This window comes from Leptolyngbya sp. FACHB-1624 (assembly GCF_047649235.1).
In the GTDB taxonomy this organism is placed as follows: domain Bacteria; phylum Cyanobacteriota; class Cyanobacteriia; order Leptolyngbyales; family Leptolyngbyaceae; genus Leptolyngbya; species Leptolyngbya boryana.
The window spans coordinates 4,739,825-4,761,146 of the sequence record NZ_CP180258.1; the positions used below are offsets into that span (position 1 = coordinate 4,739,825).

The following is a 21,322-nucleotide window of genomic DNA, read 5'->3' on the forward strand; positions in this document are numbered from 1 at the left end:
AGTGTCTTCCGAGATCGTACAAGTCAAGTCTGTCAAAAGCTCGAAGCTCTGATTCACGATCGTGATTTTGAGACGATGGCTCAAGTACGATCTCTACAACATTTTCGTTTTCAGCCTTGAGAACCTTCAGAAGCATATCTTCCGAATTCCAAAATTCTGTGCAAGGCGAGAAGTCGTTCTGGGGATCTCGATTTCCCGCTAGGATGATAGAAACCTCACCGATCCAAGTTGATGACCGAATTTGTGAACCCACTCTTAGCACTCGACTACGAGCCTGCGTTTGAGCGCTTAGGAGATGATTTTTCCGATCGCGTTTCTGCCGCGTCTTTTCCGCAACATATTCTTAGATTTCGCAACGACGATATCTTGGCACAGTTGGGCTTAGATGCCGTAACGGATGAGCATTTCATCGAAGCGTTTGGCAAATTTCAGGGGCGCGATCCCCTCCTGGCGATGCGCTATCACGGGTATCAGTTTGGAACTTATAATCCAGCCTTGGGCGATGGGCGCGGCTTTCTCTATGGGCAAGTTCGTGCAAATGATGGTGAATTGTATGACTTTGGCACAAAAGGCTCTGGGACAACGCCTTATTCACGTGGGGGTGATGGTCGATTGACGCTCAAGGGTGGCGTGCGAGAAGTTTTAGCAGCAGAAATGCTGCATCGATTGAAGGTGAGAACTTCGCGCTGTTTGAGCTTGATTGAAACGGGAGAAGGGCTTTGGCGAGGCGATGAACCTTCGCCCACTCGATCGTCGGTGATGATTCGCTTTAGTCGATCGCATATTCGCTTCGGAACATTTGAACGACTCGATGCCCTGAACCGCAAAGATTTGATCGCGATTCTGCTCGATCATGTGATTGAAATTTACTATCCGCATTTGACCAATGAGCGCGATCGCTATGCTTTGTTTTATGCAGAATTAGTTGAAAAAGTTGCTGATCTCGTTGCGCAATGGATGGCGGCAGGCTTCTGTCACGCCGTTTTGAATACGGATAATATGTCGATTACTGGAGAAAGCTTTGATTACGGGCCTTATGCTTTCATTCCAGCGTATCAGCCTGGATTTACTGCGGCTTACTTTGATTACTATGGGCGCTATGCCTATGCCAATCAGCCTGAAATTTGCTACTGGAACTTGGAAATGTTGCAGGCTCCATTAAAGCGAGTGATTTCGGCTGAAGATCTGAAATCTGGATTGTCGAAATTTGTCGATCGCTATGAGTCATCTTATCGGCAGAGAATGCTGTATCGATTGGGATTTGATCAGCTAGAGCAATCGATCGCGACAAATTTGGTCTATCGAACTGTGCAATTTCTGCAAGCGTCTCAAATCGACTATCACGATTTCTTTGCTCAGATTACGCAACAGTTCGATCGCAGTTGGAGTGAGGATGCAGGCAATATTTTCTCTCAACGTGAGACTTCTAACACGGAGTTAGCAACCCTATTTGAAAACTGGCGACAGAGTTATTGCCAGGCTTTAAATACCTTGAGCCATCCTGAGCTTGAAGCAGTTCCGGCGCGGTTGAAAGCTTACAATCCTGACTTTGGTTTAGTTCGATCGGAGATTGAAGCGGTTTGGAATCCGATTGCAGATGACGACAACTGGCAACCGTTTTATGATTTACTCACTCGAATTCGCCATTGAAAGTCTATGCTGCAAACACCAGTTCTTTTAACGTCCCGCTTAATTGTTCGGATGCTTCAGCAGAATGACACAACTGCGATCGTCAATTACTATACGGAGAATCGAGATTTTCTAGAGCCATTTGAACCCTTTCGTCCTAAAAATTTCTATACACGTGATTTTTGGGCACAGCAGATCGAGAAAAGCCTGATCGAATTTGGCTATGATCGATCGCTCAGGCTCTTTCTGTTTAAGAAAGATGATCCTAAAAAAGTTATTGGTGCTGTCAATTTCACGAACATTACTCAAGGCATTAGCTATTCGTGTAGTTTGGGCTATAGCCTCGCTGAGAATGAACAACGCAATGGTTATATGAGTGAGGCATTAGAAACAGCGATTCGCTATGTTTTTAATGACTTGAATATGCACCGAATTACTGCCAACTATATGCCCCACAATCGCCGCAGTGCAGGCGTTTTAAGACGATTAGGTTTTACGATCGAAGGATATTCCAGAGATTACCTGCTCATCAATGGCAAATGGGAAGATCATATTCGCACAAGCTTAATTAATCCAAATTGGAGAGTGGGATGAGTGACACCATTGCGGCGATCGCGACTGCAATTGTTCCAGAACAAGGCAGTGTTGGCATTGTCAGATTGTCTGGATCGGAATCAGTTGAGATCGCAAAAAAACTCTTCCATGCACCGGGTCAGCAAGCTTGGGAAAGTCATCGAATTTTATATGGATTTATTCGTCATCCTGAAACCGATCATCTGATTGATGAAGCTTTACTTTTACTCATGCTCGCTCCGCGATCGTACACGCGCGAAGATGTAGTCGAATTGCACTGTCACGGTGGAATTATGGCAGTCCAGCAAGTTCTGCAACTCTGCATTGAGCAAGGCGCAAGACTAGCGCAACCTGGAGAATTTACACTCAGAGCGTTTTTGAATGGACGAATTGATCTGACTCAAGCGGAAAGTATTTCAGACCTAGTCGGAGCGCGATCGCCGCAAGCTGCACAAACAGCACTCGCCGGATTACAAGGCAAACTCGCGCATCCCATTCGTCACTTGCGCGCCACTTGTCTCGATATCTTGGCAGAAGTAGAAGCGCGAATCGATTTTGAGGATGATTTACCGCCGTTGGATGAAGATCTGATTCGATCGCAGTTTGATCAAGTCTTAGCCGATGTCACTCGCATCTTAGAGACGGCCGATCGTGGAGAACTGCTGAGAACGGGGCTGAAAGTTGCGATCGTCGGTCGTCCGAATGTTGGAAAATCGAGCTTACTCAATGCCTGGAGTCGCTGCGATCGCGCAATTGTCACGGATCTTCCTGGCACAACGCGCGATGTTGTCGAATCTCAATTGGTTGTGGGTGGAATTCCGATTCAAGTTTTAGATACGGCAGGGATTCGTGAGACTGAGGATCAAGTCGAAAAAATTGGCGTTGAGCGATCGCGTTTAGCCGCTGAATCTGCGGATTTGGTTCTGTTCACGATCGATGCTCAAGCCGGATTTACCCAACTCGATCGCGAAATTTACGATCGAGTCCGCGATCGCCCTTTAATTCTCGTGATTAATAAAATCGATCTAGCTGAACCGACTTCAGCCCTACCTTCAGCCCTACAAATTGTGAAAACGGCTGCGGCTCAAAACCAAGGCATTGATGCACTCGAAACTGCGATTTTAGACACCGTTCAATCGGGACAAATTCAAGCCGCAAATATGGATTTGGCGATTAATCAACGTCAAGCAGCAGCACTGACTCGCGCAAAACTGGCATTGCAACAGGTGCAAGTGACGATCTCGAATCAGTTGCCCTTAGATTTTTGGACGATCGATTTACGCAGCGCCATTCAAGCCTTGGGCGAAATTTTAGGTGAGGATGTTACAGAATCAGTGCTCGATCGGATCTTTAGTCGATTCTGTATTGGTAAATGAGTTGAACTGGCTGCGTTTTGGTTGCGTTGCGAAGTGGGGAGTGGGGAGTGGGGAGAACCTAGACTCAGATTGCTCCCTATCCCTTTATCCCCCTATCAGGTTGATTGTTGCCGGGTTACTGATAACTCGGAGCCATACCAATCGTTCCGGCATACACCGCACGATCGCCCAATTCATCCTCAATTCTCAGCAAGCGATTGTATTTCGCTACCCGCTCACTGCGACAGAGCGATCCGGTTTTAATTTGTCCTGCGCGGGTCGCGACTGCCAAATCTGCGATCGTCGTATCTTCCGTCTCACCGGAGCGATGGCTGATGATCGAGCGGAATCCATTTCTTGCGCCTAAATCGATCGCCTGCAAGGTCTCGGTCAACGATCCGATCTGATTCAGCTTAATCAGAATCGAGTTGCCAGCTTTTTGCTCAATGCCTTTCTGCAAGCGCGTGATATTCGTCACGAACAAATCATCACCTACAAGCTGACATTTGCTGCCGATCTTCTCCGTCAGCAATTGCCAATGCTGCCAATCATCTTCGTGTAAACCATCTTCGATCGACACGATCGGATAGCTGCTGACCAATTGCGCTAAATAATCCACCATTTCCGTTGGTGCATGAGCCGTTCCATCGTAGGTGTATTGCCCATTTTTATAGAACTCACTCGCCGCCACATCCAGCGCTAGCGCCACTTGTTCACCCGGCTTGTATCCCGCTTTCTCGATCGCCAGAATTAATAAATCAAGCGCCGCCTGATTCGACTCTAAATTCGGCGCAAATCCGCCTTCATCGCCTACGCCTGTCAGCAAACCTTTATCATGCAACACCTTGCTGAGTGAAGCAAAAACCTCTGCACCCCATCTCAGCGCTTCTCGGAACGTTCCCGCTCCCACTGGCACAATCATGAACTCCTGAAAATCCACATTGTTGTCTGCATGTGCGCCGCCATTAATCACATTCATCAATGGCACAGGCAAAACATTCGACAGCGGACCGCCCAAATACCGATAAAGCGGCAATCCCAAGGAATCTGCGCCAGCCTTCGCCGTTGCCAACGATACGCCTAAGATCGCATTCGCGCCCAAACTTGCCTTATTCGCAGAACCATCGATCGCGATCATCGTACGATCGATCAATTCCTGATTAATCGCATCTAATCCAATCAATTTTGGAGCCAGCGTTTTTTCAACATTTTCAACGGCTTTCAGCACACCTTTTCCACCGTAGCGACTCTTATCATCGTCACGGAGTTCATGCGCTTCAAAACTTCCCGTCGATGCACCGCTTGGAACTTGTGCAATTCCATAGGCACCATTGGCAAGGGTAACTTCAGCTTCGATCGTCGGGCGACCGCGAGAATCAAGAATCTCACGAGCGCGGATGGATTCAATTGCAGTGTCTCGTGCATCAATCATTGGGATCAACCTTTATAAAGAGGGAGCAGAAAATAGGCAAATCGATTTTTGCCTTTGCTTAGAATACAGGCTATGGCGATAGGCTTGATAGTCTTGAATGTTTAAGTCTATGGCTTACGTAAAAGTCGGGAGAACAGGCACAGTCCAAAGTCCCGTCTCACCCGTTGCGATCGCGTCATCCAATCGTCAAATTTTCCTGACTGCGCCAGAGGATTTTCAATCCTGATCCTCTATCGTGTTTGCAGATCTAAAGAGCTGGATTGCGTAGCGTAGAATCAGATAACGCTCGGAGATCTTCAATCTTATTTTCCTATGCAAACGTCTCGTGAATCGCTCCGCAAGTTTCCCCAACCGCTCGATCGAGTCGCGATCGCACTGATGCTCGCCACTGCCTTTTTGATCGGAATTCTGCTGCTGAGCGGCGATCGCAGTGCACCCAGAGTACGTGATTTTAATTGGCAAGGAAAACAAATTGGGGCAGACGATCGCGCCTTCCTGCTCACCTTTAGTCGCCCGATGGATCATGCCAGCGTTGAGAAAAATCTCCGCATCCAGCCCGAATTAAAAGGCAAAGTCAGTTGGGCAGGACGACGCATGGCGTACACCTTCGATCAACCCGCGCCTTACGGAACCGAATTCACAATCTCACTCGAAAGTGCCCGCGATCGCTTTAGTAAAGAAGGCTCAAGCAACGGCATTCTCCAACCCTTTCGCGAGACCTTTAAGAGCCGCGATCGCAGTTTTGCGTTTATCGGCGCAGAAGGCAATGAAACTGGGCGGCTGATTCTCTACAACATGACTCAGCAAGATAAAAAAGTCCTCACGCCGGAAAACCTGACTGTGATGGATTTCAAAGCGTATCCCGGCAATGACAAAATTCTATTTAGCGCGATCGAACGCACGAATCCACCGCAATCTCTTGCCGAACAGAAACTCTACACCGTGACAACGGGGATTCACATCAATGATCCGGTGCAGTTAGGCAGTGCCTCAACCTCCACCGCATCCGCTTCTCCCACTCAAGTCGGACAAATCACCGAGGTTCTAGACAATCGAGACTATCAAAACCTGAAATTCGATCTTTCGCGAGATGGCAGTGTAATTGTCATTCAGCGCTTGAGCCGTCGCGATCCCAATGATGCAGGCGCGTGGATTTTGCGAGAAGGGCAACCTGCACAACCGATCGATAATCGCCAAACTGGAGGCGACTTTCTGATCACACCCGATGGAGGATCGCTCGCGGTTGCTCAAGGACAAGGATTGGCAATTTTGCCCCTCAAACCCCAATCTGAACAATCTCAAGCTAATCCGCTCGATTTTCTGCCCAAATTTGGAACCGTGCTCAGCTTTTCGCAGGACGGAAGCGCTGCTGCTATGGTGAAATTCAACACCGACTACACGCGATCGATGTTCCTCGTTTCCCAAGGGGTGCAAAAAGAAATTCTCAAAATTCCGGGATCGATTATCAGCGCCGAATTTGATGCGAACAATCAATTTTTGTACTGTTTGCTGACCAATCTTCTTCCAGGCACAACCTTTCAAGAACAACCGTTCTTAGCCGCGATCGACTTGAAAGCAGCGCGAGAAGGCAAACCGATGGAACAGACCTTACGCCCGCTGGTCTTACTGCCGAATCAGCGCGAAACTACAGTTGATTTAGCACCTGACGGCAAAGCCTTAATTTTTGATCAAACTCAAGCAGACGATCGTGCCAAAGCTGAAGGCGGACAAGCAGTTGCCAATAGTAGACTCTGGCTCCTGCCGCTCAAAGACGATCTAACGGCTAAAACGCAGCCAGAAGAATTACCATTTGCTGGACTGCACCCGCGATGGTTGCCGTAGTTTGAGCTAAGTTAGTAAAGCAGATATTTCTCAATAAGCGCCCTTACATGAACATTCTGAGCAATCTTCTTCCGCAACCCTCGAAAAAACAGCGTCGGGGCATCGAACTCAAATCTCCTGAAGAAATCGCAATCATGCGCCAATCTGGGCGCATCGTTGCCACCGTGCTGAAAGAGATCTCAGAAATGGTTCAGCCAGGAATGACCACTTGGGATTTAGATGCTCATGCAGAAAAACGCATCCGCGAAATGGGGGCGACTCCAAGCTTTAAGGGATATCACGGGTTCCCGGCTTCGATTTGTTCTAGCATCAATCACGAAGTCGTTCACGGTATTCCCAATAAGAAGAAAGTGATTCACAAAGGAGATGTGCTGAAAGTCGATACAGGCGCATTCTTTGAAGGATTTCACGGCGATTCTTGCATTACGATCGCCGTTGGCGACGTTCCCCCAGATGCCGCTAAATTAATCCATGTGGCTGAGCAGGCGTTATACAAAGGCATTGAAAAAGTGCGCGCCGGGGCATTTTTGCTCGAACTCGCGGGCGCAATCCAGGATTATGTGGAAGAAAATGGCTTCAAAATCGTGGAAGACTTCACAGGACACGGCGTTGGGCGGAATCTGCACGAAGAACCGTCGGTGTTCAATTTCAGAACCTATCAAATGCCGAATGTGAAGCTGAGAGCAGGCATGACATTAGCGATCGAGCCAATTGTCAACGCAGGCTCCAAAAATACGAGAATTCTGCCCGATCGCTGGACAGCGGTGACGGTAGATCGTTCTCTGTCTGCACAATTCGAGCATACGGTTTTAGTCACAGAAACCGGATACGAAATCTTAACCGATCGCAATTTGGTCTAATCTCATGCGCGTTATTGGGCTAATGAGTGGTACGTCCGTCGATGGAATTGATGCGGCGCTTGTTGATATTTCTGGCTCGACCGAGGATCTGCAAGCGACGTTAATCGCAGGCGCAACCTATCCCTATCCAGCAGACCTGCGCGATCACATTCTCGCAGTCTGCGGGGGTGCGCCGTTGTCGCTGGCGGAACTTGCAGAACTCGACGATGCGATCGCGACTCAATTTGCCCAAGCCGCACTGAAGATTCAAGCCAATCAAGCTCCGGCTGTGCTGATTGGCTCACATGGTCAAACGGTCTTTCATCGTCCGCCAAATGCTCAACTCGGATACAGTTTGCAGATCGGAAGAGGGGAGGTGATCGCCTATCAGACCAAAATTGCGACGGTGAGTAACTTTCGGGCGGCAGATATCGCGATCGGGGGTCAGGGCGCGCCGCTAGTTCCGCCGATTGATGCTGCATTGTTAAGACACCCAATCGAGCATCGCTGTGTGCAAAACATTGGCGGCATTGGCAATGTCACTTATCTGCCGCCGCTCAAAGCTGACCTGCCGATTCGAGGATGGGATACGGGGGCTGGCAATATGCTGATCGATTTAGCAGTTCAACGATTTTCCGAGCAAACGTATGATCGCGATGGAGCTTGGGCTGCCCGTGGCACTCCAAATCTAGAACTTGTCGATCACTGGTTACAACAAGACTTTTTCCAACAACCGCCGCCCAAATCTACGGGGCGCGAACACTTTGGTGCAGCTTATCTCGATGCGTGTCTTGCAGACGCGTCTGGCTTAACTCAAGCCGACATCCTAGCAACCCTCACCGAATTTACCGCTGCCTCGATTGCCGAGAGCTATCAGAGATTTTTGCCGCAATTGCCCGATCGAGTACTCGTCTGCGGTGGAGGCAGTCGCAACACTTACTTAAAGCAGCGGCTGCAATTTTTACTGCCTGACAGCATCATTTGCACGACCGACGACCTGGGATTAAATGCCGACTTTAAAGAAGCGATCGCCTTCGCTGTGCTTGCCTATTGGCGATATCACGAGATCCCTGGTAATCTCCCGGAGGTCACAGGCGCACCAAAATCTGTTCTTCTAGGGGAAATTCACCACGTAGTATAGAAAGCGGCGTGATAGCATGTGGAGCCACCGATCTAAAACTTACCGTGAACCACACGTTTTTAATGCAACCCGGACGTTGGACGCTTCAAGGCAACTGGCTGGAGCGCGAAGAACTTCCGATCGCGGTCAAAGGCAGAATTCTCATCGCCTGGAGCCGCGATGATTGGTTCACAATGATTACGAAGCTCACCTTCCCCTATCACGATCGTGATGAAGTGACGTTGCAATATCGAGGACGCTTGAGTGCAGGCGATCGCCGTTATACATTCGTGCTTCAGCATAGCCAACTCGGACGGGTTGAAGGCGAAGGATTGGTTGCACCAGAGTCGCTTGTGCAACGGCATTGGGTGTTAAGCGATCGCCAACAGCGCCGCAGTAGTTTTGAAACTCTGTATCGATTAAACGACGATCGCTATTATTTCTCAAGCACGACACTCACCGGACATCATCTGAACAGCACCATGGAAGCGACCTTAGAGCGGCAGGCAGAACAAAATACTTAAGTACAAGATTGCAGCTTCATAAAGTTATTACAAAATCGAAGCTGTCCATACTGAAAGCATCTTGTTCATCGATTCCCCTTCCCTGCATGGCTGACCCTAGAATTGGACAACTGCTCTCAAATCGCTACCAACTGATCCAACTGATCGGTCGTGGTGCGATGGGGCAAGTATACAAAGCAGAAGATGTCCTGCTCGGCGGGGTCATTGTTGCTGTGAAGTTTCTTTCACAGACGTTACTGACTCGCAAAATGCGCGATCGCTTCCGCAGCGAAGCTCGAACCTGTGCCTTGTTAAGTACAAAAAGTATGCACATTGTTCGAGTCATGGACTATGGCGTGGACGATCAAGAAGTGCCTTACTATGTGATGGAATATCTAGAAGGCAATAGTCTGAGCGATGTGATTGGGGTGCAGAATTTACCATTGCCGCGATTTTTAAGCCTAGCGCGCCAAATCTGCGCAGGGCTGCAATGCGCCCATCAAGGCATCACGATCGAGGGCACGACGTATCCGATTATCCACCGTGACATTAAGCCCAGTAATATTCTCGTCATTCAAGACCCAGGATTTGGGGAACTCGTTAAGATCTTAGACTTTGGCATCTCGAAACTATTGCAAAGTGATGCCAGCCAAACGAGTTCTTATATGGGCACGTTGGCATATTCCTCTCCGGAGCAGATGGAAGGGCGCGAACTGGATGCACGATCGGACATTTATAGTTTGGGTGTGCTGCTCTACGAGATGCTGACTGGGAAAATGCCGCTCAAAGCAGATACGCATTCTTTTGGCGGTTGGTATAAAACGCATCATTTTCAAGCTCCAGAGCCTTTTGAAGCGATCAGTCCTTCAGCGAAAGTGCCAAAGATATTGGAGTCTTTGGTGATGAGTTGTCTGGCAAAATTACCACAAGACCGTCCTGACACGATCGAAGATATTCTCAAAGCGTTGGAGCCGTTAGAACAACGCTACAATGCGACTCGTCAAATTAGTCATCGCATCGGGGAAGCGCTGCTCCGGCGACCTGTTGTGACACCGCCGAGAGATCCGAACGGTCTTTCGCCAGATGAAGCCTGTCAGTTAACGACTTGGCCTAAAAATAAACCGATCGCGCAAATTGTCTTTCCCCATATTCTCGAAACCAAGCGTGAGACTTCTGCAACGCTTTGGGTGATGTTATCGCAGCAAGAAATTGAGAACATTCAAATTGGGAAGCTCTACAATCAGTTTTTCAAAACCTTCTTGTGTATTCAATCCCCGCATCCTGTCATCATGTGGGTCACTGCGCTATACAATCAACTCCAGCATAAAGATGGAAATCCTCGCTGGCTCAAGTGTTTTCTGGATTTGAAGACCGAGCAAGGGCAAAAACTGACGCGATTACTGATCGAGAAAGAAAGCTACTACATCTTATTCTTTGCCATCGAAGATCCTCATCACTGTGCTTACGTGATGCCGTTACAGACAACACCAATGCAGCGATCGCAGTTGCTCGAATGGATGCTCGCGAGTCAAACTTGGGCATCGGTTGGCAATGCTGCTACGAGTAAAGAGTTGCTCAAAACCGAATTTGAGAAAGCAAAGCCAAAAATCATTGCAGAGTTAGCCAACCGCGATTCGCAGATTAAAACGCTGCTGCCTTAGGGAGCAGGAAACAATAAGATTGGATGCATACTTTGACGCAGGAGTTCAGCCGCAAAGCTTGGGATTGCGCCAAATGCATGATCGCTCAAATTAGAAGACAAGGAGATCGCGCTAATATCGTTTTCTTGGGCTGCTTGTAGAATTTGAGTCAGCGCATTCCCTTTACGAAGTTCAATTTCAGCTTGTAGTCCTGCTGCTTGTAGTTGTGCTTTCGCAGGCTCTAAGGTTTCAGTCAAGATCTGCTGTTCTTCTGCGGCTGAAAGTTCATAGTGTCCACTTTCAAGGACGCGACAAATCATACAAGCAGGAGAAGCATTGGCGCGTTTGGCAATTTCAGCGATCGTATGTTTGGACGCATCGCTGTCATCGTATGGAACGAGCAATTCTCGAAACAGATGCTGACAGCGTAAGCTCAATTCTTCGGAAGTCATGGCTGAGATCAACTGCGGACGAATTGCCAGGATGGGAATGGGAGATCGCTGAGCTAATTCTACCGTGGTACTGCCAAATAGCTTTTCTGTGAGCAGATTGCGGCTTTGAGTCCCCATCAAAATGACATCTGATTGATGCTTTTTGACTGCGCGAAGCATCACCTCAATCGGTTTCCCGCTTTCGACTTCGACTTGAACGTCAATCCCGGTTAGATCGTGCTCCAGTGCAGGAGCAAGTTGAGCCTGTGCGCGTTCAATTTTTGCTGCATCCGGTTTTGGCATACCCGGATCTGCCGCAATAGGCACACTGTGCAGAAAAGTAATTTGTTGTATTCCGCCTTGTGCAAGCTGCGGCACGAACCGCACGAGGCGCTGAAGACCGTCTGTCAAATCTGTGCAAATGAGAATTCGGTGAAACATAGGAGTGAACGATCGCGGTGTTGCTTTTACTGTGCAACATTGGACGCAATCCGACAAGGTTTCGATGATTTCTGTTGTGTCTTGCCTGTTCCTACTGAGTGCGACATCTTTCCACTTCACAGAATGATGTGAATTCGTTTGAATTAGGATGGTTTGGAATGGTCTTGCAATTCTTGAGGGTGGAGCACTTTGAGAAGTCAAGATCGCATGTTGCAAACGATAATATGCAAAATCCCCTCAGATCTGTGTTCACAAGATTGAGGGGATTCTGTATCTTCAAAGCTCGCTAAATTAGGGGATTTAGCGAACTGAACCGAACGACTGCGATGAGCGGATATTGCTATCCGATCGTCGTCCTGTCCGGCTTAGTCAAGCGCGTTTTTAACGCCACTCACTGCCTTATCAACAGCCTGTTTGGTGTTATCGATCGCTTTCTGAGTCCGAGATGCATCCTCGTTTGCACGCTTCTCGATCCGAGCTGCATCTTTTCGAGCTTTCTTCGCAAAGAAGCCGCCATCGGTGGCATCAGAAACCTTCGATGCATTGCTTCTCGCTGCATCTTTGACGGTCTCACGTGCTCCACGCACAAAGTTTTTGGTATTTGCCGTATCTTCGCTCACTTTCGAGTGAACGTTACTCTCTGCATTCATCGGAGCCGCGATCGAGAACGCAGGACTCGCAAAAATCATCACCGCAGCCAAAGCAAAACTCATCAACGCTTTCACAACATAGTTTAGTTTCATAGGACACACTCCATATGTAATTTCATCTTGTTGTACCTGGTTTGCGCTGTGGCTCAAATCGCTCGACCGATAGAGCTTAGAATATCTCAGGATGTAATCATTGACTCAACCAAGCGATCGCTTGTCGAATCCAAGCTTCGGTATCTGCTGATTTCGACAAGGCTGTATTCTGCCCAACTGCTTGCAACGCCTGTGAAATTTCTTGATCGGTATAGCCGAGTGCGAGTAGCGTCATTTCTACATCTTCGAGAATATTCGCCGCAGGTCCTGCACCCGGAGTCACGACAATTCCCGATTGTTGTCGCCATTCGGATAGCTTCGTTTTTAGCTCCAACGCAATCCGCTCGGCTGTTTTCGCTCCCACTCCTGGCGTTCGAGAAAGCAAGCGCGTATTGCCCGACACGATCGCTTGCACCAAGTCCTGCAATCCCAGAGTATCGAGCAACGCAACAGCTAACTGGGGTCCAATCCCGCTGACGCTCACCAATTGCCGAAATAGATCCCGCTCTGCTGCTGAGCCAAACCCAAACAACGTCACCTGATCTTCTCGCACATTCAAATGCGTAAAAATCTGCGCCTCTTCACCTTGACCTGGTAGAGATTGAATCAATCGCGGTACAACTTGAATGTCATACCCGATTTGATTCACCTCTAACGTCAAGGTGACGCGATTAGTGTTGGTTTTTTGAATTGCAGCGATCGTACCTTTAAGATAGCCAATCATAGAATTTTTACTGAAAGCCGAAGTATTTTAGCCCTTCTAAGATGCCAGCAGCACAATGAGATTGAGCCAGATAATGATGCGGAATCGGATGATCTCGATGCCAAGCGAGCAGTTCTGCTTGAGCATTGCCGACAATGATGCCGCGTTCTTCTCCGACCGCAAATAAAGCAATATCATTCCCCGAATCGCCACACACGATCGTTGCTTCAGGTGCAAAATTTAAGGTCTGCCGCACAAAGGTCAAAGCCGATCCCTTATTCGCATGACGGGGCAATAGGTCTAAGTCTCTGCCGCTACTGTAAATCAATTGCACGTCTAAACCCTGTTGAGTCAGCAGTAGCTCAAGTTGCGGTAAAACCTCGATCGATGCTTCTTCCGTCAAGAAAAAGCTAACCTTAAATTCGCTCTGCTCGGTATCCGGTTGCAGGACAAGATCGGCGAAATGTGCTGTGGTTGCTCTGACCTGTTCAACATTCCACCCGATTTTGAGCTTTTCTGACCAAGTTGCATCCGGCTCTCCTGCTAAATCTGTATAGATCGCAGTACCAACGGCGGCAATCAGCAAATCGGGTTCAAACAGCGGCGCTTCGGCTGCTAACTCTCGGTACAGCGCTAGCGATCGCCCGGTCGAATACACAATTTTGCTGCCGTGCGATCGCGCTTCTAGCAACCACTCATTCAAGGCTTCGTGAGCGAAGTCATCGCCCACCAACGTATGATCCAAATCAGTCACAAATAAAAACGGCGACACATTTCACCTCATAACTGCCACTGTACGAGTTTAGATCTCAACTGCAAAAATATCTTGATTCCCAAGATTGAGCTTTGAAATCCGAATTTCTTGTAGCGAAACTGCTCCTTCTTTGCGACCGTCTCCTAGAATCATTAGGCTGGCTAGATTATTTTTATGGTCATTGATTTTGGGCGGGAAATTTGCGGGGTTCTGCCGTCTGCGGAAACACGAGAATGGTTGGTCACAAACGGAATTGGTGGATTTGCATCCGGCACGATCGCAGGGGTTCTCACCCGCCGCTATCACGGACTCCTGATTGCAGCACTCAAGCCTCCCCTCGATCGCACACTGCTGGTGACAAAGCTGGATGAGTCCGTTCGATACGGTGAAGATGTTTACCCGCTCAGCACAAATCGTTGGTCAGATGGAATTGTTGGCCCGCACGGATACCGACATCTTGAGCGCTTTTTTCTCGAAGGAACGGTTCCGGTTTGGCGATACGCTTGTGGCGATGCCATCCTCGAAAAACGCATCTGGATGCAGCAAGGTGAAAACACAACCTATGTTCACTATCAATTACATCGTGCAACACAGCCGTTAACACTGACGTTCAAGACATTTGTAAATTATCGGGATTATCACGGTAATACCAATGGAAATGGTTGGCAAATGGAAATAGATGAAATTGAGCATGGTTTAAAGCTCTCTGCCTATCCTGATGCAACGCCTTTCTTTTTAATCTGCCGAGGTGCGAGCGTCACAGCCTTTCATGATTGGTACTACGGATTTGATTTAGCCGTTGAGCGATCGCGAGGACTCAGCGATCGAGAAGATCATCTCCATGCTGCAACATTTCAAACCACGCTCTATCCTGGTCAGTCGCTCACCTTCATTACGAGTACAGAAGCGAATCCGAATCTTGATGGCGAAACTGCCCTACGCGCCCAGCATAATCATGAACAAAGACTGTTTGACTGCTGGCGACTCGATCGCGTCAAACAAGTCGAAACCTCTCCTATTTGGGTACGCCAACTGGTACTGGCGGCAGATCAGTTCATTGTGAATCGTGCTCCGAATGGGAAAACCATCATTGCGGGATATCCCTGGTTTGGAGACTGGGGACGCGATACGATGATTAGTCTTTCGGGCTTAACGCTAGCAACCGGACGAGTAGAAATTGCCCGATCGATTCTCTACACGTTCGCGCAATATCTCGATCAAGGGATGCTTCCGAATCGTTTCCCTGATGCTGGAGAAATTCCTGAATACAATACTGTCGATGCAACGTTATGGTACTTCATCGCGATTTTTGATTACTACAATGCAACCGAAGATCATGATGTAATCGATAATTTATTTCCCATGCTGTCTGAAATTATCGATTGGCATTGTCGTGGGACTCGGTACAACATTCACTTAGATTCAGCCGATGGCTTGCTGTATGCCGGAGAAGCTGGAACTCAATTGACCTGGATGGATGCCAAAGTTGGAGATTGGGTGGTTACGCCTCGGATTGGTAAACCGATCGAGGTCAATGCTCTTTGGTACAATGCGCTGCGAATTATGGCAAAATTCGCTCGGCAACTCGGGAAACCTTACCGAGAATATGACGCGATGGCAGAACGAGTGCTTGCCCGCTTTGAACGCTTTTGGAATGCAGAGACAGGTTACTGCTACGATGTCCTCGATTCACCTGACGGCAACGATGCCTCACTGCGCCCGAATCAGATTTTTACGGTCTCTCTGCCGGAAAGTCCATTGAATGTGAATCAGCAGAAAGGCGTGGTCGATGCTTGTTCGCGATCGCTGCTCACATCTTACGGATTACGATCTCTTGATCCACGCGATATGAACTATCGAGGACGGTACAGCGGTGACTCAGTTCAACGAGATGGAGCTTACCATCAGGGCACAGTCTGGGGCTGGTTGATTGGATCGTTTGCGATCGCGCATCATCGAGTGTATGGTGATCCGGTCAAAGCCCGAGAATTTCTCGAACCGATGGCAAACCATCTGCGGAATCAAGGCTTAGGCAGCCTCAGCGAAATTTTCGATGGAGACGCACCGATGATGCCACAGGGGTGTTTCGCTCAAGCCTGGACGGTTGCAGAAGTCTTACGAGCTTGGATTACTTTAGCCAAGAGCTAAATCATCGTTAGATGCCCTTATTCCCTGGTTGGGGCTATCTTCTAAGCAATGCTTGAGAGACAAGAGGTGGTTAAGCAAGGAGAGCATTAAACAGGTAGCCGATACTAATGATCCCAAAAGTCATTAGGCTAATAAACACAGCTAAAAGTTGGGGGCGAAGCACTTTTCTTAGAATGACCATCTCAGGCAATGAGAGAGCCGTCACAGCCATTGTGAACGCTAATACAGTACCCAGCGGCATTCCTTTGTTGACCAATGCTTCGGTAATGGGCATAACACCAGCAATGTTTGCATAGAGCGGTACACCCAAAATTACGGCAATAGGAACAGCAAATGGGTTGCTAGCCCCTGCTAACTGTGTAACTAAAGTGGTTGGAACATAGCCATGAATCCCAGCACCGATCGCAATACCTACAACGACATAAAGCCATACCGATCGCACAATTTCACTGGACTGAAACCATCCTTGCTGAAATCGCTGTTTCCAAGTGACATGATTGACGTTAAAGTTGTCCTCTTGAGCATTGCCTTGGTGGGCTTTTTGTAGTTGCCATACAAAAGGTTCAACCCATTTTTCCAACTTGAGCCATCCGATGATATACCCAGCTAAGATTGCTAATCCAACCCCAAAGCCGATATAGAGGAGTGTAACTTTTAATCCGAATAGTCCCCACAACAGCACAACAGCTACTTCATTCACCATTGGGGCAGAAATCAGATAAGAAAATGTCACACCCAGAGGAATACCTGCTTCCAAAAAGCCAATAAATAGTGGTACGGCAGAACAAGAACAAAAAGGTGTGATAATCCCCACCATTGCCGCTAGAATATTTCCGCCCAAAGTACGCTTGCCTTCTAACCATTGCCGCACGTTTTCAGGTTGCAAAAAGCTCTGAAATGTTCCCACAACAAAACTAATGACGATCAGTAAGGTCAAAACTTTGGGGACATCGTAGAGGAAAAAATGCAAGCTAGCTCCGAGGTGGGATTCCACAGTCAGCCCAAAAAGATGATGAACAATCTGGCTTGCCAACCAGTCAAACGGATAAAATGGATCGAACATGATTCGCGCTCCCCTCTATATTTGCAAGAGCGGTTGAATTTCTTCACTGGTCATCACTTTACCTTTGCCTACAACCTTACCGTTAACCGTCAAGGCAGGTGTAGACATGACTCCTCGCTTGGCAATTTCGATGGGATCAGTAATGTGAAGAATTTCTGCTTCTAGGTTAAGTGCCGCGATCGCTGCTCTGGCATTAGCTTCTAGTTGCTGACATTTTTTGCAGCCTGTTCCCAATACTTCGACTGTAATCGGATTCATAGCAATTTTCCTCCTAATGGTTTACGTCAGATCGCAATCGCATTAACTTCTGGAAGGCGTGACTTGAGATTGATCTAGGACAACGCATTCTCGATCAGTTGTTTGTAGATTGGCGTAGCACTGGTTAACCAGCGGTGTTAGCTCATCATGAAGCGTTTGTAACTGGCGAATCATATTCTCAATTTCACTAACTTTTTTGCTGAGACGCTCATAAACCGCCTGACAGGTGAGCGATCGCCCATCCTTTAACGCAAGAATGTCTTTGATTTCATCTAGACTCAGCCCCAAAGATTTAGCCCGTGTAATAAAGGTAAGCCGATCCACATCTTGTTGACTGAATAGCCGATATCCTGCTTCTGTGCGCTGAGGGGATGGAATTAACCCAATTCGCTCATAAAAGTAGAGAGTTTGTGGATTAACGTCTAATCGGCGCGAGACTTCCCCCACTTGAAACATTGACATCACTCCATTACGACCTGGTAAGCTAATGATAAACCTTATACTGTGATATAAGGTCAAGGATTACCAGGTAAAGTTTGTTGAAGTTGCCGGGCATCTAACACTGCGTTGGTGCGGACGGAACAGAGGTTATCGGTGAGAGTTCAAGCTTGTCTGCCGCCGCACAACTTCAACGATCAATAGAATGCATGAGCGAGGCTGTAATTCAGGCTCTCAATTCTCACAATTAAAGTTGGATTAGATTTGTTGGTACCGTTTCTAACTCTTGGCAGATTAGCATCAATGCCAGAAGACAGAGGGCGATCGTAGATTGAATTTCTACAGTAATAGCGTATCTATCATTACAAAAAATTCACATCTAACGACCTTCGAGGAGAAAAATGAATCTTTTACAACGCACCTTGGCAACCCTCAGTGCAACAGGTACAGCCGCATTAATGGCACTCCCTGTTTTCGCACAATCTGCTCCTACTGCTGCGGAGTGCTCAGCTTATATTAATGGTGGAGTTGGAGGTCCAGTGGATACTCAATCTTCTTCCAATTATTCCAATCAAACCTCGTCTTCTGGCGCTTCTAATCAAACCTCTCCTTCGAGCTACGATACGGCATCAAGCGGCATTCAAGGAAATACCTCAGTTCCACTCGGAAATGGTGCAGTTCCCCCTTCGCCTTCGAGTGTGAATCAATCTCCAGGTTCGACGAACATGGAGCAGTCGATGAATGCAGAAACGATTAGTTCGACTCAATATAATACAGTTCTGCAAGCCGCAGGCTCGCCTCAGCACCGTCAGTTTGATGCAAACAACCGCAGTGCTGCGATCGCATTCCGCAACAATGGTCCTGCTGGAACTTCAGGGCACGAAGCTATGATGAATCTCGAAGCTTACCGAGAAGGTCAGAACTTGATCGCGTCGCGGAATTTGAATGAAACTGCGATTCGCACCTCGTCTAACCCGATTCCGGTTGCTTGTCTGCCTCGCTAGTAGCGGATTCGTGGATCAATATAAGCATTGATAATGTCGATCGCAATACTCGCGATCGACACAATTGCCGCAAAGAAAACGACAATGCCTTGCACCGTGGGATAGTCTCTTTGATTAATGGCTCGGTACAAGCGATTTGCAAGTCCCGGCCAAGAGAATGTCACTTCGGTGAGAATTGCTCCTCCTAACAACGCAGCCAGCGTCAGCCCCAGAATTGTAATCACTGGAATCATTGCGTTTTTCAACGCGTGATTGATCAGGATTTTCGATTCTGGGATTCCTCTTGCGCGTGCCGCTTCGACATATTCGGCTTGCAAAGTCTGCCTAAGATTGACGCGCACAATTCGCTCAAAAATCCCACTAATCAGCACCCCTAAGGTGATCGAAGGTAAGGCGAGATAGTAAATCGCGATCGCAAATTGCTCGAAATTTCCACTCAGCAAACTATCGATCGTATATAAACCCGTGACATTCGGCGGCGGGCTGATCGTCACTGGGAATCGAGTCCCCAATGGAAACCATCCCAAACCGACTGAAAAAATTAGCTGCAAGACCATTCCAAACCAAAACATCGGAATGGAGTACGTAATAATGCCAAACAGCCGACCTGTCGCATCGAGTGAACTATTCGGACGTGAGGCAGAGATCGCGCCGACGGTTATGCCGACAACGAGCGCGATCGCTAAACCGACGATTGTTAGTTCAACCGTTGCCGGAAAGAACTTGCCAATAATTTCCCAAACCGATTGTCCTTGAGTCGTCAAAGACTTACCCAAATCGAAGCGCAAGAGCGCTCCAATATAATCAAAGTATTGAAATAGCAAAGATTTGTTCAATCCAAGCTGCGCCCGCAACTCGTCTTTTGCGGCTTGCGATGCCCGAGTGCCTAGCATGGCATCAACTGTATCCCCAGGCGTGGCTCTCAGCAGCAGAAATACGATCGTCGTAATCAGCCAGAGCATCAGCGGAGCCATCAATAGACGAGATAAAACGTAGTAGCGTAACGCACTCGATCGAGACATAGCTTTCTATGATTTTTCAACAACCTGGCTGCCATGACCTCGCGGATCGCTTGGCTTGGTTCCAACGGGCGATGAGAACGCCGAAGTCTGTCCAATACTTTGAGCGTGAGGTAAATCTGAACCAGAAGATAACGCTACCAGATTTTCTTCAATAATGGTGCGTGGTTGTTCCCCAATTGCTTGCGCGATCGCGGTTCCTTTGTCATTCAGATAAACGAAATGCGGAATACCATCAACGCGATACGACAAAATCTCTGGCAACCATTTCTCGTTATCCACATTCAGCATGACGAAATTAATGCGATCGCCGTAGCTATCTTTTAACGATTTGAGTTCGGGAGCCATTGCCTGACAGCTTGTACACCAATTGGCGTAAAACTCCATCAGCGTTGGGTTGCCATTGGTGAGTGCCACTTCAAGCGGAACTGCCTCAGCAGACATCGCATTCAGCGAAACGCCTGTAGTTTGAGTTTTCAGCCCAAGTGCAACGGCAACCGAAAGAGTGATTGCAACGATGGCAATAAGAAAGTTTCGGATACGATTTGGGGTTGAGGATTCCATGATTTCTGATATCAGCAATTTTCTATAGTTTACCGACCCTTTAAGACAGCATCGACGAATTCGCAAAATCCATTGCCTTCTTCTGCGATCGTTACATAAGTCGGCAAATGCTGAAGTTGATTCTGATAACGCTTCAGATTCGCAACTCCAATCGAGATGGGAAACTGGCTTGCATCAAATAAACTTTCGTCGTTGGGACTGTCGCCGATCGTGGCAATCTGTTCGCGATCGTAGTGGGTAAAGTCATGCTCTAAAATTCGGCTCAATCCCAATGCTTTGCTTTGTGCTACCAGTTTCAGGTGACATTGAATCGTGCTGTATGTGAAGCCCCAACCTTTGGTTTGGCACAGGAGATTGATGCGTTCGAGTTCTTCTAACGTCAAATCTGCCACATCAAATGTCCAATCTGTTCGCCGAAAGGCATTATCACTCGATTCTTGCAGATTAGGAAAATGAGTCTGCAACTCGGCAAACATCTCTGCTAATTTCTGACGATGCAAATTCACATCGAGAATTGGGACAAGGAATTCTTGAGTTTCACCGCGATAAAACAAGCCGCCATTCTCTGCGATCGCACCCCAGATCGGCAAATAATTCGCTAAGCCGCTCACCCAACCTGCCGATCGCCCCGTCACCACAAGGATTTGAATTCCAGCGTGATGGCATCGATCAAAGGCTGCTAACAGTTTCGTGCTGAATTTTTCCTGAATGGTCAGCGTTCCATCCATATCTGTTGCAATTAATCGAATTCGGTGTAAATTTTCAGCACAATCGAGTGGTGTCATTTCAAAAAAATCCTGACTTGATTTGTGTACAAATTATC

General features: G+C 47.9%; 21 protein-coding genes. 10 read left to right on the forward strand and 11 right to left on the reverse strand.

Features of this window, described 5'->3' with window-relative positions; all coding sequences use genetic code 11:
- Positions 1-231 precede the first annotated feature (231 nt).
- The 3 genes from ACMUEV_RS22455 to mnmE are packed head-to-tail and all read left to right on the forward strand — an operon-like array spanning position 232 to position 3,578.
- The gene (locus ACMUEV_RS22455) at positions 232-1,650 is read left to right on the forward strand and encodes a protein adenylyltransferase SelO (RefSeq protein WP_190647418.1); all 1,419 of its coding nucleotides are present in this window, start codon (positions 232-234) and stop codon (positions 1,648-1,650) included.
- Positions 1,651-1,656: 6 nt separating this feature from the next.
- Positions 1,657-2,223, forward strand: coding sequence for a GNAT family N-acetyltransferase (locus ACMUEV_RS22460; RefSeq protein WP_017286990.1), 567 nt, complete (start codon positions 1,657-1,659; stop codon positions 2,221-2,223).
- Entirely contained in the window at positions 2,220-3,578 is a 1,359-nt protein-coding gene (gene mnmE, locus ACMUEV_RS22465) for a tRNA uridine-5-carboxymethylaminomethyl(34) synthesis GTPase MnmE (RefSeq protein ID WP_190647421.1), read from the forward strand. The genes ACMUEV_RS22460 and mnmE overlap by 4 nt, the downstream gene beginning before the upstream one ends.
- Positions 3,579-3,693: 115 nt before the next feature.
- On the opposite strand, the gene eno is transcribed toward mnmE, so the two are convergent.
- Positions 3,694-4,989, reverse strand: a complete 1,296-nt coding sequence (eno, locus tag ACMUEV_RS22470) for a phosphopyruvate hydratase (protein ID WP_017286988.1) — start codon at positions 4,987-4,989, stop codon at positions 3,694-3,696.
- Positions 4,990-5,301: 312 nt separating this feature from the next.
- Here eno and ACMUEV_RS22475 point away from each other — a divergent pair, with 312 nt between their 5' ends.
- The 5 genes from ACMUEV_RS22475 to ACMUEV_RS22495 all read left to right on the forward strand — a co-directional run bounded on the left by ACMUEV_RS22475 (position 5,302) and on the right by ACMUEV_RS22495 (position 10,954).
- On the forward strand, positions 5,302-6,831 hold the full coding sequence (locus ACMUEV_RS22475) for a hypothetical protein (RefSeq protein ID WP_190647423.1): 1,530 nt from the start codon (positions 5,302-5,304) through the stop codon (positions 6,829-6,831).
- Between the two features lie 47 nt (positions 6,832-6,878).
- Positions 6,879-7,691: a type I methionyl aminopeptidase gene (gene map / locus ACMUEV_RS22480; protein ID WP_017286986.1), complete on the forward strand. Its 813-nt coding sequence runs from the start codon at positions 6,879-6,881 to the stop codon at positions 7,689-7,691.
- A gap of 4 nt (positions 7,692-7,695) precedes the next feature.
- Positions 7,696-8,811, forward strand: a complete 1,116-nt coding sequence (locus ACMUEV_RS22485) for an anhydro-N-acetylmuramic acid kinase (RefSeq protein WP_190647424.1) — start codon at positions 7,696-7,698, stop codon at positions 8,809-8,811.
- A 44-nt stretch (positions 8,812-8,855) separates the two neighbouring features.
- On the forward strand, positions 8,856-9,314 hold the full coding sequence (locus ACMUEV_RS22490) for a hypothetical protein (RefSeq protein WP_071596146.1): 459 nt from the start codon (positions 8,856-8,858) through the stop codon (positions 9,312-9,314).
- A gap of 86 nt (positions 9,315-9,400) precedes the next feature.
- A complete protein-coding gene (locus ACMUEV_RS22495) occupies positions 9,401-10,954 on the forward strand; it encodes a serine/threonine protein kinase (protein ID WP_017286983.1) in 1,554 nt (517 codons plus the stop codon).
- On the opposite strand, the gene ACMUEV_RS22500 is transcribed toward ACMUEV_RS22495, so the two are convergent.
- The 4 genes from ACMUEV_RS22500 to ACMUEV_RS22515 all read right to left on the reverse strand — a co-directional run bounded on the left by ACMUEV_RS22500 (position 10,951) and on the right by ACMUEV_RS22515 (position 14,023).
- A complete protein-coding gene (locus ACMUEV_RS22500; protein WP_190647426.1) occupies positions 10,951-11,805 on the reverse strand; it encodes a universal stress protein in 855 nt (284 codons plus the stop codon). The genes ACMUEV_RS22495 and ACMUEV_RS22500 overlap by 4 nt on opposite strands.
- 365 nt (positions 11,806-12,170) lie before the next feature.
- A complete protein-coding gene (locus ACMUEV_RS22505; protein ID WP_190647428.1) occupies positions 12,171-12,548 on the reverse strand; it encodes a hypothetical protein in 378 nt (125 codons plus the stop codon).
- A 97-nt stretch (positions 12,549-12,645) separates the two neighbouring features.
- The gene (gene ruvA, locus ACMUEV_RS22510; RefSeq protein ID WP_017286980.1) at positions 12,646-13,272 is read right to left on the reverse strand and encodes a Holliday junction branch migration protein RuvA; all 627 of its coding nucleotides are present in this window, start codon (positions 13,270-13,272) and stop codon (positions 12,646-12,648) included.
- Positions 13,273-13,279: 7 nt separating this feature from the next.
- Complete coding sequence (locus ACMUEV_RS22515; protein WP_190647430.1) at positions 13,280-14,023, reverse strand: sucrose-phosphate phosphatase; 744 nt, start codon at positions 14,021-14,023, stop codon at positions 13,280-13,282.
- 156 nt (positions 14,024-14,179) lie between these two features.
- Here ACMUEV_RS22515 and ACMUEV_RS22520 point away from each other — a divergent pair, with 156 nt between their 5' ends.
- Positions 14,180-16,153 (forward strand): amylo-alpha-1,6-glucosidase, encoded by a 1,974-nt coding sequence (locus ACMUEV_RS22520; RefSeq protein ID WP_190647432.1) that lies wholly within the window; start codon positions 14,180-14,182, stop codon positions 16,151-16,153.
- A gap of 70 nt (positions 16,154-16,223) precedes the next feature.
- Here the strand turns inward: ACMUEV_RS22520 and ACMUEV_RS22525 are convergent, their stop codons facing one another.
- The 3 genes from ACMUEV_RS22525 to ACMUEV_RS22535 are packed head-to-tail and all read right to left on the reverse strand — an operon-like array spanning position 16,224 to position 17,930.
- Complete coding sequence (locus tag ACMUEV_RS22525) at positions 16,224-17,216, reverse strand: permease (protein WP_190647434.1); 993 nt, start codon at positions 17,214-17,216, stop codon at positions 16,224-16,226.
- Between the two features lie 15 nt (positions 17,217-17,231).
- Positions 17,232-17,474 carry a thioredoxin family protein gene (locus tag ACMUEV_RS22530; protein WP_190647436.1) on the reverse strand — a complete coding sequence of 81 codons (243 nt, stop codon included), beginning with the start codon at positions 17,472-17,474 and terminating at the stop codon, positions 17,232-17,234.
- A 42-nt stretch (positions 17,475-17,516) separates the two neighbouring features.
- A complete protein-coding gene (locus tag ACMUEV_RS22535) occupies positions 17,517-17,930 on the reverse strand; it encodes a heavy metal-responsive transcriptional regulator (protein ID WP_190647437.1) in 414 nt (137 codons plus the stop codon).
- 383 nt (positions 17,931-18,313) lie between these two features.
- Between ACMUEV_RS22535 and ACMUEV_RS22540 the strand changes: the two genes are divergently transcribed.
- The gene (locus tag ACMUEV_RS22540; protein ID WP_190647440.1) at positions 18,314-18,916 is read left to right on the forward strand and encodes a hypothetical protein; all 603 of its coding nucleotides are present in this window, start codon (positions 18,314-18,316) and stop codon (positions 18,914-18,916) included.
- On the opposite strand, the gene ACMUEV_RS22545 is transcribed toward ACMUEV_RS22540, so the two are convergent.
- The 3 genes from ACMUEV_RS22545 to ACMUEV_RS22555 are packed head-to-tail and all read right to left on the reverse strand — an operon-like array spanning position 18,913 to position 21,284.
- A complete protein-coding gene (locus ACMUEV_RS22545; RefSeq protein WP_086371041.1) occupies positions 18,913-19,938 on the reverse strand; it encodes an ABC transporter permease in 1,026 nt (341 codons plus the stop codon). The genes ACMUEV_RS22540 and ACMUEV_RS22545 overlap by 4 nt on opposite strands.
- Before the next feature lie 6 nt (positions 19,939-19,944).
- Positions 19,945-20,499: a thioredoxin family protein gene (locus tag ACMUEV_RS22550; protein WP_017286972.1), complete on the reverse strand. Its 555-nt coding sequence runs from the start codon at positions 20,497-20,499 to the stop codon at positions 19,945-19,947.
- A gap of 29 nt (positions 20,500-20,528) precedes the next feature.
- Positions 20,529-21,284: an HAD family hydrolase gene (locus ACMUEV_RS22555; protein WP_017286971.1), complete on the reverse strand. Its 756-nt coding sequence runs from the start codon at positions 21,282-21,284 to the stop codon at positions 20,529-20,531.
- Positions 21,285-21,322: the final 38 nt, after the last annotated feature.

What these genes read in the sequence shown, in the direction of transcription:
- ACMUEV_RS22455 (WP_190647418.1), top strand. Translation starts at nt 232, where the DNA reads ATGACCGAATTTGTGAACCCACTCTTAGCACTCGACTACGAGCCTGCG.
- ACMUEV_RS22460 (WP_017286990.1), top strand. Translation starts at nt 1,657, where the DNA reads ATGCTGCAAACACCAGTTCTTTTAACGTCCCGCTTAATTGTTCGGATG.
- mnmE (WP_190647421.1), top strand. Translation starts at nt 2,220, where the DNA reads ATGAGTGACACCATTGCGGCGATCGCGACTGCAATTGTTCCAGAACAA.
- eno (WP_017286988.1), bottom strand. Translation starts at nt 4,989, where the DNA reads ATGATTGATGCACGAGACACTGCAATTGAATCCATCCGCGCTCGTGAG.
- ACMUEV_RS22475 (WP_190647423.1), top strand. Translation starts at nt 5,302, where the DNA reads ATGCAAACGTCTCGTGAATCGCTCCGCAAGTTTCCCCAACCGCTCGAT.
- map (WP_017286986.1), top strand. Translation starts at nt 6,879, where the DNA reads ATGAACATTCTGAGCAATCTTCTTCCGCAACCCTCGAAAAAACAGCGT.
- ACMUEV_RS22485 (WP_190647424.1), top strand. Translation starts at nt 7,696, where the DNA reads ATGCGCGTTATTGGGCTAATGAGTGGTACGTCCGTCGATGGAATTGAT.
- ACMUEV_RS22495 (WP_017286983.1), top strand. Translation starts at nt 9,401, where the DNA reads ATGGCTGACCCTAGAATTGGACAACTGCTCTCAAATCGCTACCAACTG.
- ACMUEV_RS22500 (WP_190647426.1), bottom strand. Translation starts at nt 11,805, where the DNA reads ATGTTTCACCGAATTCTCATTTGCACAGATTTGACAGACGGTCTTCAG.
- ACMUEV_RS22505 (WP_190647428.1), bottom strand. Translation starts at nt 12,548, where the DNA reads ATGAAACTAAACTATGTTGTGAAAGCGTTGATGAGTTTTGCTTTGGCT.
- ruvA (WP_017286980.1), bottom strand. Translation starts at nt 13,272, where the DNA reads ATGATTGGCTATCTTAAAGGTACGATCGCTGCAATTCAAAAAACCAAC.
- ACMUEV_RS22520 (WP_190647432.1), top strand. Translation starts at nt 14,180, where the DNA reads ATGGTCATTGATTTTGGGCGGGAAATTTGCGGGGTTCTGCCGTCTGCG.
- ACMUEV_RS22525 (WP_190647434.1), bottom strand. Translation starts at nt 17,216, where the DNA reads ATGTTCGATCCATTTTATCCGTTTGACTGGTTGGCAAGCCAGATTGTT.
- ACMUEV_RS22530 (WP_190647436.1), bottom strand. Translation starts at nt 17,474, where the DNA reads ATGAATCCGATTACAGTCGAAGTATTGGGAACAGGCTGCAAAAAATGT.
- ACMUEV_RS22535 (WP_190647437.1), bottom strand. Translation starts at nt 17,930, where the DNA reads ATGTTTCAAGTGGGGGAAGTCTCGCGCCGATTAGACGTTAATCCACAA.
- ACMUEV_RS22540 (WP_190647440.1), top strand. Translation starts at nt 18,314, where the DNA reads ATGAATCTTTTACAACGCACCTTGGCAACCCTCAGTGCAACAGGTACA.
- ACMUEV_RS22545 (WP_086371041.1), bottom strand. Translation starts at nt 19,938, where the DNA reads ATGTCTCGATCGAGTGCGTTACGCTACTACGTTTTATCTCGTCTATTG.
- ACMUEV_RS22550 (WP_017286972.1), bottom strand. Translation starts at nt 20,499, where the DNA reads ATGGAATCCTCAACCCCAAATCGTATCCGAAACTTTCTTATTGCCATC.
- ACMUEV_RS22555 (WP_017286971.1), bottom strand. Translation starts at nt 21,284, where the DNA reads ATGACACCACTCGATTGTGCTGAAAATTTACACCGAATTCGATTAATT.